The following is an 11,631-nucleotide window of genomic DNA, read 5'->3' as shown; positions in this document are numbered from 1 at the left end:
CCCCAGGCTGGCCCGGTGCACGCCCGGGCACGAGGTGGTCGGGCGCGTGCTGGCGGCGGGGGTCGGGGTCGAGGGCTTCGCCGTCGGGGACCGGGCCGGGGTGGCCTGGCTGGCCCGGACCTGCGGCAGCTGCGGGTACTGCCGCAGCGGGCGGGAGAACCTCTGCCCCGCGTCGCGCTACACCGGCTGGGACCGGCACGGCGGCTACGCCGGACACCTCACCGCGGACGCCCGCTTCGCCTACCGGCTGCCCGAGGGCCCGCCCGCCGAGGAGCTGGCCCCGCTGCTGTGCGCCGGGATCATCGGCTACCGCGCCCTGGAACGGGCCGAACTCCCGGCGGGCGGGCTGCTCGGCATCTACGGCTTCGGCGCGTCCGCGCACCTGACCGCCCAGCTCGCCCTCGCCCGGGGCGCCCGGGTGGCCGTGTTCACCCGGGCCGCGGCGGCCCGCCGGCTGGCGCTGGACCTCGGCGCCGTCTTCGCCGGCGACTCCTACGACCCGCCCCCGCAACCGCTGGACGCCGCCATCCTGTTCGCACCGGTCGGCGAACTCGTGCCCGTCGCCCTCACCGCGCTGGACCGCGGCGGCACGCTCGCCGTGGCCGGCATCCACCTCACCGACATCCCGGAGCTGAACTACCGGCGACACCTCTTCCAGGAACGCACCCTGCGCAGCGTCACCGCCAACACCCGGGCCGACGGGCTGGCCTTCCTGGCCGAGGCGGCCCGCACCCGCCCGGTGGTCCACGTCAGCCGCTACCCCCTGCGCCGTGCCGACGCGGTGCTCGCGGACCTCGCCGCGGACCGCGTGACGGGGGTCGCGGTACTCGTCCCGGAGTAGCCCGACGCGGGCCTCCGCCCGCCCGGTCGGTGCCTGCGACAGCCGCCGTACCCGGCGAAGGCCCGGGCAGCCACGGGATCGCCGGGCACGCCGCCCCGGTGGTGTCGGCGTCCCGCACGCGATCCGGCCGCCCGACGCGCTCGGGCGTCGGGCGGCCGGGGAACGGCGGGGTCAGGAGGTTCAGAAGGTGAGGTTCCAGGCGTCGATCGTGCCGGTGTCGCCGGAGGCGCCGTCCTTCACCCGGAGCTTCCAGGTGCCGTTCGCCGCACTCGCGGCGGCGTTGACGGTGTAGGTCTTGGCGACGTTGTCGGTGCTGTCGCTGTTCGGGAAGTCCTCCAGGAGGTAGACCGTGCCGTCGGGCGCGACCAGGGAGAGGACGAGGTCGCCGCGGTAGGTGTGCTTGATGTCCACGCCGACCTTGAGCGCCGCCGGGGCGTTGCCGCTGACGCCGGTGACGGTGATCGGGCTCTCCACCGTGGTGTTGTCGGGGATCGCCACGTCGGCGGTGTTCTCGATGTACGTGCCGGTGGGCGGGGTGGCACCGCCGACCGCCTTCAGCGCGTCGACCTGGCCCTCGCCGAAGAAGCCGTTGACGGCGGTGGTGCCGGTGCAGCGGCTGTCGGAGGCGGGGCAGGCCAGGTCGTTGGCCTGGCTCGCCAGCCGGGCCCGGATGTCCGCCGGGGTGAGCGACGGGTTGGTGCTCGCGATCAGCGCGGCCACCCCGGTGACGTGCGGGGAGGCCATCGAGGTGCCGCTCTTGGTGCCGTACTTGCCGCCGGGCAGGGTCGAGTAGACGCCGGTGGCGCCGTCGCCGCCGGGCGCCGCGACGTCGATGACGCCCCGGCCGAAGTTGGAGTAGGAGGCCTTGCCGCTGCCGCTGCCCGTGGCAGCGACGGTCACCACGCCGGGGAGTTCGGTGGGGATGTCGAGGCAGGCGTTGCTGATGGTCCGGGTGACCTTGGTGGAGTCGTTCGGGCTCTCGCTGTCGGTGGTCTTGTTGGCCAGGTCGTAGTTGGAGTTGCCGGCCGCCGCGACCTGCAGCGAGCCCTTGCCCTCGGCGTACTCCTGGGCGCGCTTGACGCCCTCGATGATGGCCGCCTGGTCGAGGTCGTTCGGGCAGTTGAACTGCCAGGGGTCGGTGTAGTAGCTGTTGTTGGTGACCTTGAAGCCGTGGTCGCCGGCCCAGACGAAGCCGCAGACGGTGTTCTCGGCGTAGAAGAGGGTGCTGGTCGGCTCGGCGATCCGGACCGAGGCGATCTTCACGCCCGGTGCGACGCCGATGACGCCCTTGCCGTTCTTCGCGGCCGCGATGGTGCCGGCGACGTGGGTGCCGTGGGTGTCCACGTCGCGCCAGGCGCCGGTGCGGGTGTCGGGCTTGCCGTAGGCGCAGGAGGCCGAGTCGGCGGCGTCGAAGTTCGGTGCGAGGTCCTGGTGCTGGTCGTCCACGCCGGTGTCGAGCACGCCGACCTTGACGGACGGGGAGCCGGTGGTGACGTTCCAGGCCTGGTCGGCCTTGATCTGGGTCATGTCCCAGCGGTTGGACTCGGTGAGCGTGGTGGCCGCCTGGGCGGGGTTGGCGGGCAGGGCCGGGTTGTACGCGTCGGCGGGCACGTCGGAGGTGCGGGTCGCGCCGACCTGCTGGATGCCGGTGACGGTCCGCAGCTCGGCGGCGAAGCCGGCGCTGGTGGAGTGGGCGACGATGACGCCGATCGCGTCGTAACTCGCGAAGACCGTACCGCCCTTGGCGGCGACGGCGGTCTTGGCGGCGGCGATGTCGGCGGGGGCGCTGATCACCAGGTAGGCGCGGGTGCCGGCGGCCCAGCCGGCCGCGGTGCCCGCGGCGGCGGGTGAGGGCGGGCGGCCGGGCGCTACGGAGTGCGGACGCGGACGGACTTCGGGTGACGACTTTCAGCGAACAGAGTTCAGATGACAGATTTCATCATCTGTTCGCTGAAAGTTGTCGGCCGCCCCCCGTCGGTCAGCGCGGCCCGCCCGCCGCGGCCTCGGTCGCTGAACGCGCTGCCTGGTCCACCGCCTGGTCCACCGCCTGGTCCACCGACTGGTCCACCGCCAGGTCCACCGCCGTCCACGCCATCGCCACCGCGCCGTCCAGCACCGCCCGCTCCGCCTCCACGCCCAGCGCCGCCTCGGCGAAGGCCGCCTCGTGCGGGGCGCAGGCGCCGCCGGTGATGTCCAGCACCGGATGGATGGACGGCACCGCGTGTGACACGTTCCCCATGTCCGTACAGGCGAAGGGTCCGCTCTCGACCGGTTCCGGCCGGCCGAGCGCCGCCGCGTTGGCCCGCCACAGTGCCAGCAACCGGGCGTCGGAGCGCATGTCCAGGTAGTCCGGCTCGGGTCGGGTCAGTTCCACCTCGCAGCCGGTGGCGAGCGCCCCGGCGCGGAAGCAGTCCTCGACCCGGGAGCGCAGCTCGGCGAGGTCCTCCGCCGCCGAGGCCCGGATCTCGTACTCGGCGCTCGCGCTGTCCGGGATCAGGTTCGGCGCCGTCCCGGCCGCCGTGGTGATGCCGTGCACCCGCCACTGCGGCGGGAGTTGCTGGCGCAGCAGTCCGATGGCGACCTGGGCGACGGTGAGCGCGTCGGCGGCGTTGCGCCCCCGGTGGGGGTCGAGGCTCGGGTGGGCGGCCCGCCCGGTGTAGCGGACGGACAGTGTGCCGAGCGCGAAGGAGTGGAAGTCGGCGATCTCGACGGGGCAGGGGTGGACCATCATCGCGGCGTCCACCCCGTCGAACGCCCCGGCCTCCAGCAGCAGCGCCTTGCCGGCCCCGCGTTCCTCGGCCGGAGCGCCGATCACCCGGACGGTGAGCCCGAGCCGGTCCGCGTGCGGGGCGAGCCCGAGGGCGGCGCCGATCCCGGCGGCGGCGATCAGGTTGTGCCCGCAGGCGTGGCCGAGGTCGGGCAGTGCGTCGTACTCGCAGACCAGCGCGACGGTGACCGGTCCGCTGCCGAGGCGCGCGTCGAACGCGGTGGCCAGGCCGTGGGCGGGTGCGGTGACCGAGTAGCCGTGTGCGCGCAGCAGTTCGGCGCACCAGGCGGTCGCGAGGTGCTCCTCGAAGGCGGTCTCGGGGTGGGCGTGGATGCGGCGGCTGAGTGCGAGCAGCTCGGCCCGGTGGGCGTGGACGCGGTCGCGCACGGCCTGCTTGGCCTCGGCGGGGGGACTGGTCGGCGGCTCGGTCAGGGGCATGGGTGGCGTCTCCGGGTTGTCAGGGGCCCGTCCGTGCGGGGCCGTTGACCAGATCATATGAAGTTAGATTAGGCTAACCTAAGTAAGGCGTCCGGATCCCCGAGGAGCTCTCCACCCCATGCCTGCCGTCGAAACCCAGATCGCCGACAGCCAGACCGCCGACGTCCCCCTGCTCGCCGCCCAGGCCGCGATCTGGTACGCCCAGGCCCTCGACCCCGCGAGCCCGGTCTACAACACCGGCGACGCGGTCGAGATCACCGGCCCGCTCGACGAGGACCGGTTCGAACAAGCGCTGCGGCAGGCGGTGGACGAGGCCCAGGCACTGAGCGCCGTCGTCGTCACCGGCCCGGACGGCACGCCGCGCCAGCGGCTGCGCCCCGGCCGCCGCTGGCCGCTGCACCGCCTCGACCTGCGCGCCGCCGCCGACCCGGCCGCCGAGGCCGAGGCCTGGATGCGCGCCGACCTCGCCCGCCCGGCCGACCTCGCCGAGGGCCCGCTGTTCACCCACGCGCTGATCCGCCTCGCCGAGGACCGCCGGATCTGGTACCGCCGCATCCACCACCTCGCCGTCGACGCCTACGCGTTGACCCTCCTCGGCGAGCGGATCGCCGCCCTCTACGCCGCCCGCGTCACCGGAGCCGAACCCGCCCCGAACCCCTTCGCCGGACTCGCCGAGGCCGCCGCCGAGGAGGCCGCGTACCGGGGGAGCACGCAGTACGAGGCCGACCGCGCCCACTGGTCCGCCCGGATGGCCGGCGCCGACACCCCGGCCGCCCTCCCGGGAACGCCCGAACCCGCGGCCGGCGACCGGGACGCCGTGCCCGGCGAGGCGGTCCGCCTCGCCGCCGACCTGCCCGCCGGCACCCGCGACCGCCTGGAACGCGCCGCCGACGCCGTCCGCGCCACGTGGGCCGAACTGCTCCTCGCCGCCGCCGCCGGATACCTGCACCGCCTGACCGGCGCCCAGGACGTGGTCCTCGGCCTGCCGCTCGCCAACCGGCGCGGTCCGGCCGCCCTGCGCACCCCCGTGGCCGCCGCCAACGTGCTCCCGCTGCGCCTTGCCGTGCACCCCGCCGACAGCGCCGAGGCACTGCTGCGCGCCGTGGTCCGCGAGCTGCGCGCCGTCCGCCGCCACCAGCGCTACCCCCTGGAGGAACTGCGCCGCGACCTCGGCCGCACCGGCGACCGCCGCGCCCTGTTCGGCCCGATGGTCAACATCAAGGCCTTCGAGAGCGACCTCGACCTGGCCGGCCTGCCCGGCACCGTCCGCAACCTCGCCGCCGGCCCGGTGGACGACCTCGCCCTGAACGTCTCGCCCGGCCCGGACGGCGGGCTGCGCCTGGTCATCGACGCCGACCCGGCCCGCTACGGGCCCGCCTCGCTCGCCGCCCACCGCGACGGCCTGCTGCGCTACCTCGACGCCCTCGCCGAGCTGCTGCTCACCGACCCGCGGACGCCGATCGCCCGGATCGACCTGCTCGACCCGGACGGCCTGCGCCGCGCCACCGAGGGCCGCACCGAGCCCCCGGCCGAGCGGACCGTGCCCGAGCTGTTCGCCGCCCGGGCAGCCCGCACCCCGGATGCCGTCGCCGTCCGCTCCGGTTCGAGCGCGCTGACCTACCGGCAGCTCGACGCCGCCGCCGACCGGCTCGCCCACCGCCTGACCGCCCTGGGCGTCCGGGCCGGGGCGCCGGTCGCGATCGCCCTGCCGCGCGGCACCGACACCCTGGTCGCGATGCTCGCCGTCCTCAAGGCGGGCGGTGCCTGCGTCTCCCTCGACCTCGCCCACCCCGCGCAGCGCCTGGCCGCCGTCCTGGCCGACGCCCGCCCGGTCTGCGCGGTCGCCACCGCCGAGTCCCTCGCCGGGCTCGACCTGCCCGCCGGCCTGCCCACCGTCCGGCCGGAAGCCGCCGACGCCGGGCCCAGCGGTGAGCCCGGGTCCGACGGCGAACCCGGGCCCGACCGCGAGCCCGTGCCCGCCCTGCCCGCCCCGCGACTCGACCAGCCCGCCTACGTGCTGCACACCTCGGGCTCCACCGGCCGCCCCAAGGGCGTGGTGGTCACCCACGCCTCGCTGGCCAACCTGCACGCCGGCCTCGGCGAGGACCACGTCGCCCCCGCCGTGCGCCGCACCGGCCGGGACCGGCTGCGCGTCGCCCACAGCGCCTCCTTCGCCTTCGACGCCTCCTGGGACCCGGTGCTCTGGATGGTCCACGGCCACGAGCTCCACCTGCTGGACGACGCGACCTACCGCGACCCGGCCGCGCTCGCCGCCCACCTCGACCGGGAGCGCATCGACTACCTCGACCTCACCCCCTCCTACCTCGAAGTCCTGCTCGCCGAAGGCATCCTGGACGAGGGGCGGCACCGCCCGTCCGTCCTCGTGGTCGGCGGCGAGGCCACCCCGCCCGCCCTCTGGCAGCGCCTCACCGCCGTCCCCGGCCTGCACCCGGTCGACCTCTACGGACCGACCGAGACCACCGTCGACGCCTACGCCTGGACCCCGGGCCCGGACGGCGCCCCGCGCGGCCGGGTGGTGCGCGGCTCGCGCGCCTACGTCCTGGACGGCTCGCTGCGCCCCGCTCCCGACGGCGTTACCGGCGAGCTGTACGTGGCCGGCGCCTGCCTGGCCCGCGGCTACCTCGGCCGCCCCGACCTCACCGCCGAACGCTTCCTCGCCGACCCGTTCGGCCCGCCCGGCGGCCGGATGTACCGCACCGGCGACCTCGCCCGGCGCCGCCCCGACGGCACCCTGGAGTTCCTCGGCCGGGCCGACGACCAGGTGAAGATCCGCGGCTTCCGGATCGAACCCGGCGAGATCGCCGCCGTCCTCGCCGAACTGCCCGGCGTCGCCCAGGCCGTGGTGATCGCCCGCCCCGGACCGCAGGGCAAGCGGCTGCTCGGCTACGCCGTCCCGGAGAGCGGCAGCAGGCCCGACCCGGACGGGCTGCGCGCCGCGCTCGCCGCCCGGCTGCCCGCGCACATGGTCCCGGTGGCCGTCCTGCTGCTGGACGAACTGCCGCGCACCGCCCACGACAAGCTCGACCACCGCGCCCTGCCCGAGCCGGCCGTCACCACCGAGGGCACGGCGGCGGCCACACCCCAGGAGGAACTGGTCTGCGGCCTGTTCGCCGAGGTCCTCGGTCTGCCGCAGGCGCCCGGCCGGGACGCCTCCTTCTTCGACCTCGGCGGCCACTCGCTGCTCGCCGGCCGCCTGGCCGCCCGGCTGCGCGACACCTTCGCCGCCCCGGTCGGGTTCGCCGACGTGTTCCGGCAGTCCACCCCGGCCGGCCTCGCGGCCCTGCTCGGCGGGGCGGCCGGCCCGGCCTCGGAGCCCGAGGAGCGGCGTTCCGTCCCGGTGCCCGTGCCGCGCACCGAGCGGATGCCGCTCTCGCCCGCCCAGCGCGGCCTCTGGTTCCTGCACCGCCTCGAAGGCCCCAGCCCGACGTACAACATCCCGCTGGCGCTCACCCTCACCGGCCCGCTCGACCGGCACGCCCTCACCCTCGCCCTCGGCGACCTCGTCGCCCGGCACGAAGTCCTGCGCACCGTCTACGGGGAGGAGGCGGACGGCAGCCCGTACCAGCGCATCCTGCCCGCTGCGGGCACCGAACTCCACGACGGCGCCGGCGACTTGGCCGAGGCCGTCCGGTATGCCTTCGACCTGACCGCCGAACCCCCGCTGCGCGCCACATTGTTCACCGGGCCCGCCGCGGCCGGCGGATCCACCCGGCCCACCGGCGGTGCGGACCAGCACACCCTGCTCCTGCTGCTCCACCACATCGCGGGCGACGGCGCCTCCACCACCCCGCTGCTCCGCGACCTGGCCGCCGCCTACACCGCCAGGATCGCCGGACTGGACCCCGAACTGCCGCGGCTCACCGTCCAGTACGCCGACCACGCGGCCTGGCAGCGGGAGCGGATCGGCACCACCGAGGCGCCCAGCGCGCTCGCCGTCCGGCAGGCGGAGCACTGGCGTGCCGCGCTCGCCGGACTGCCCGACCAGCTGGAGCTGCCCCTCGACCGCCCCCGCCCGGCCGTGGCGGGCCACCGGGGCTCCACCGTTCCCTTCGCGCTCGGCGCCGAGGCGCACAGCGCCCTGGCCGGGCTCGCCCGGGCCGCCGGCAGCACCGTCTTCATGGCCGTCCAGGCCGGTCTCGCCGCTCTGCTCACCCGGCACGGCGCCGGCACGGACGTCCCGGTCGGCACCCCGGTGGCCGGCCGCGACGACGAGCAGACCGCCGCACTGGTCGGCTACTTCGTCAACTCGCTGGTGCTGCGCACCGACACGTCCGGCGACCCCACCTTCCGGGAGCTGCTCGCCCGGGTCCGCGCCACCGTGCTCGCCGCGCACGAGCACGCCGAACTGCCCTTCGACCGGCTGGTCGAGGAGCTCAACCCGGCCCGCTCGCTCGCCCGCCACCCGCTGTTCCAGGTGATGCTCGCCTGGCAGAGCCGCCCGGACGAGCGGATCGCCCTGGGGGGTGGCCTCACCGCCGACATCGCCGCGATCCCCAGCGGTACGGCCAAGTTCGACCTCACCCTCAATGCCGGCGAACTGCCCGGCGGCGGCATCGGCGGGTTCCTGGAGTACCGCACCGACCTCTTCGACGCCGCCACCGCGGCCGCGCTCGCGGAGCGCCTGACCAGGCTGCTCACCGCCGCCGCGAGCGCCCCCGACACCCCGATCGGCCGGCTTCCGCTGATCGGCGAGGAGGAACGGCGGCGTGCCCTGATCGAGTGGAACGGCCCGTCGGTGGCGACGGCTTCGGACGCCACCCTGCCCGAGCTGTTCGAGGCGGCCGCCGCCGCCAACCCCCACGCCGTCGCGGTCGGTCACCAGGGCGAGCAGCTCGACTACACCGAACTCGGGGCCCGCGCCGACCGGCTGGCCCGGCTGCTGGCCGCCGAGGGAATCGGCCCCGGCACCATCGTCGCGCTCGCCCTGCCGCGCTCGCTCGAACTGGTCGTCGCCCTGCTGGCGGTGGCCAAGTCCGGCGCCGCGTACCTGCCGCTCGACCCCGACTACCCGGCCGACCGGCTCGCCTACATGCTGGCCGACGCCACCCCCGCCGCCCTGCTCACCGACCGGGCCACCGCGCCCCGGCTGCCCGCCCACGAGGTGCGCCAACTCCTGGTCGACGGCCCGGAGTCCGAGCGCCACCCGGCCGTCCCGCTGGCCCAGCACGAGCGCACCCGCCCGCTGCGCGCCGAGGACACCGCCTACGTCATCTACACCTCCGGCTCCACCGGCCGGCCCAAGGGCGTGCCCGTCACCCACCGCAACGTGGTCCGGCTGTTCGGCGCCACCGACCACTGGTTCGGCTTCGGAGCCGAGGACGTGTGGACGCTGTTCCACTCCTACGCCTTCGACTTCTCGGTCTGGGAGCTGTGGGGCGCCCTGCTGCACGGCGGCCGGCTGGTCGTCGTCCCGCACCTGGTCAGCCGCGACCCGGCGGCCTTCCTGGAGCTGCTCGCCCGCGAGCGGGTCACCGTGCTCAACCAGACGCCGTCCGCCTTCTACCAGCTCAGTGCCGCCGACCGGGACCGTCCCGGCAGCGAACTCGCCCTGCGCTACGTGGTGTTCGGCGGCGAGGCGCTCGAACTCGCCCGGCTGGACGACTGGTACGACCGGCACGCCGAGGACGCCCCCGTGCTGGTCAACATGTACGGCATCACCGAGACCACCGTGCACGTCTCGTACATCGCCCTCGACCGGGCGAGCGCCGCCGCCGGGAGCAGCAGCACCATCGGCGTCAACATCCCCGACCTCCGGGTCTACGTCCTCGACCAGCACCTCCAGCCCGTCCCGCCCGGCGTCACGGGTGAGATGTACGTGGCCGGGGCGGGCCTGGCCCGCGGCTACCTCGGCCGCCCCGAGCTGACCGCGACCCGCTTCGTCGCCGACCCGTACGCCGAGCTGTTCGGCGAGCGCGGCACCAGGATGTACCGCTCCGGGGACCTCGCCCGGCGCCGCGCCGACGGCGTGCTGGAGTACTTCGGCCGTGCCGACCAGCAGGTCAAGCTGCGCGGCTTCCGGATCGAACTCGGCGAGATCGAGGCCGTGCTGGCCGCGCACCCGGCCGTCGCCGACGCCGCCGTGGTGGTCCGGGAGGACGTGCCGGGGGACAAGCGGCTGGTCGGCTACGCGGTGGCCGACGGCGCCGCCCCGGACGAGCTGCGCGCCCACGCCGCCGCCGAACTGCCCGTCCACATGGTGCCCTCCGCCGTTGTCCTGCTCGACCGCCTCCCGCTGACCGCCAACGGCAAGCTCGACCGCCGCGCCCTGCCCGCCCCCGAGGCCCCCGCCTCGGGCGCCGGCCGCCCGCCGCGCACCCCGCGCGAGCAGCAGCTGTGCGAACTGTTCGTCGAGGTGCTGGGCGTGGCCTCGGTCGGCGTCGAGGACGACTTCTTCGCGCTCGGCGGGCACTCGCTGCTGGTCGTGCGCCTCGCCGGGCGGATCCGCGAGGTGCTCGGACTGGAGGTCGGCATCGGCGCCCTGTTCCAGGCGTCCACCGTGGCGGCCCTGGACGCCGCCCTCGCGGCGGGCGCACCGGACACCGACGCCCTGGACGTGCTGCTCCCGCTGCGGCCCGTCGCCCCCGGCCGGCAGCGCCCGCTGTTCGCCGTCCACCCGGCCGGCGGCCTCGGCTGGTGCTACACCGGACTGATCCGCAACCTGCCCGGCGAGGTGCCGATCTACGGCCTCCAGGCCCAGGGCGTCGGCGCCGCCACCGCTGCCGAGCCGCTGCCCGGCACCCTGGAGGAGCTGGCCGCGCACTACGCCGACCGGCTGCGCGAGGTCCAGCCCGAGGGCCCGTACCGGCTGCTCGGCTGGTCCACCGGCGGGATCATCGCGCACGCGGTGGCCGTCCGCCTCCAGGAACTCGGCCAGGACGTGGAACTGCTCGCGATCCTGGACGCCTACCCCGCCGAGGGCTTCCGCGAGCTGCCCGTCCCGGACCGGGCCGAGGCGCTGGAGGCACTGCTCACCATGGGCGGCTTCGGGCCCGCCGACCTCGACGGCCGTCCGCTCGAACTCGGCCCCGTCACCGAGCTGTTGCGCCGCGAGGGCAGCCCGCTCGCCGGGCTCGACGAGGCCACCGTGGCCGCGCTGAACGAGATCTACCTCAACACCAACCACCTGGTGCGCGGCTACGACCACCGCCGCTTCGACGGCGACGTGCTGTTCTTCCGCGCCACCGTCGACACCATCGACGACACCCTGGTGCCCGAGCTCTGGGAGCCGTACGTGTCCGGCCGGATCGCCAACACGAACGTGGCCTGCTCCCACAAGGACATGACCCTGCCCGCCCCGATCGCGCACATCGCGAGCGTGATCGCCGACCACCTCGCCGACCTCCCGAAGCAGACCGACGATGGAGAAGACCACCGATGAGTGACGCCCCCGCCAACCCCTTCGACGCCGACGGCGAGTTCCTCGCGCTCGTCAACCCCGGGGGACAGCACTCCCTGTGGCCCGCCTTCGCCGCCGTCCCGGCCGGCTGGAGCATCGCCCACGGCCCGTGCGAGCGCCCGGCCGCCCTGGAGTGGATCACCGCGAACTGGACCACCCTGTGACCCC

The 11,631-nt window shown here is 75.6% G+C and carries 5 protein-coding genes; 3 read left to right on the top strand and 2 right to left on the bottom strand.

The annotated features are described in order from the left end of the window. Window positions 1–841, top strand: an 841-nt coding sequence (locus ACIQOV_RS09045) for a zinc-binding alcohol dehydrogenase family protein (RefSeq protein WP_401046583.1), incomplete at its 5' end; no start/stop codon positions are given. 180 nt (window positions 842–1,021) lie between these two features. Here the strand turns inward: ACIQOV_RS09045 and ACIQOV_RS09040 are convergent. Together ACIQOV_RS09040 and ACIQOV_RS09035 are read right to left on the bottom strand one after the other, a co-directional pair. Beyond that, on the bottom strand, window positions 1,022–2,635 hold the full coding sequence (locus tag ACIQOV_RS09040) for a S8 family peptidase (protein WP_401046582.1): 1,614 nt from the start codon (window positions 2,633–2,635) through the stop codon (window positions 1,022–1,024). Between the two features lie 184 nt (window positions 2,636–2,819). Beyond that, window positions 2,820–4,046, bottom strand: a complete 1,227-nt coding sequence (locus ACIQOV_RS09035; protein WP_401046579.1) for a M20 family metallopeptidase — start codon at window positions 4,044–4,046, stop codon at window positions 2,820–2,822. Window positions 4,047–4,164: 118 nt separating this feature from the next. Between ACIQOV_RS09035 and ACIQOV_RS09030 the strand changes: the two genes are divergently transcribed. Both ACIQOV_RS09030 and ACIQOV_RS09025 read left to right on the top strand, forming a co-directional pair. Next, window positions 4,165–11,445 carry an amino acid adenylation domain-containing protein gene (locus tag ACIQOV_RS09030; RefSeq protein ID WP_401046576.1) on the top strand — a complete coding sequence of 2,427 codons (7,281 nt, stop codon included), beginning with the start codon at window positions 4,165–4,167 and terminating at the stop codon, window positions 11,443–11,445. Then, a complete protein-coding gene (locus tag ACIQOV_RS09025; RefSeq protein ID WP_401046573.1) occupies window positions 11,442–11,627 on the top strand; it encodes an MbtH family protein in 186 nt (61 codons plus the stop codon). The genes ACIQOV_RS09030 and ACIQOV_RS09025 overlap by 4 nt, the downstream gene beginning before the upstream one ends. The last annotated feature ends 4 nt before the right edge of the window (window positions 11,628–11,631 follow it).

This window comes from Kitasatospora sp. NPDC091257, from assembly GCF_044757675.1.
Taxonomy (GTDB): Bacteria; Actinomycetota; Actinomycetes; order Streptomycetales; family Streptomycetaceae; genus Kitasatospora; species Kitasatospora lactacystinica.
The sequence above is the reverse complement of the archived record's forward strand: the minus strand, read 5'-3'. Positions and strand labels throughout refer to the sequence as shown.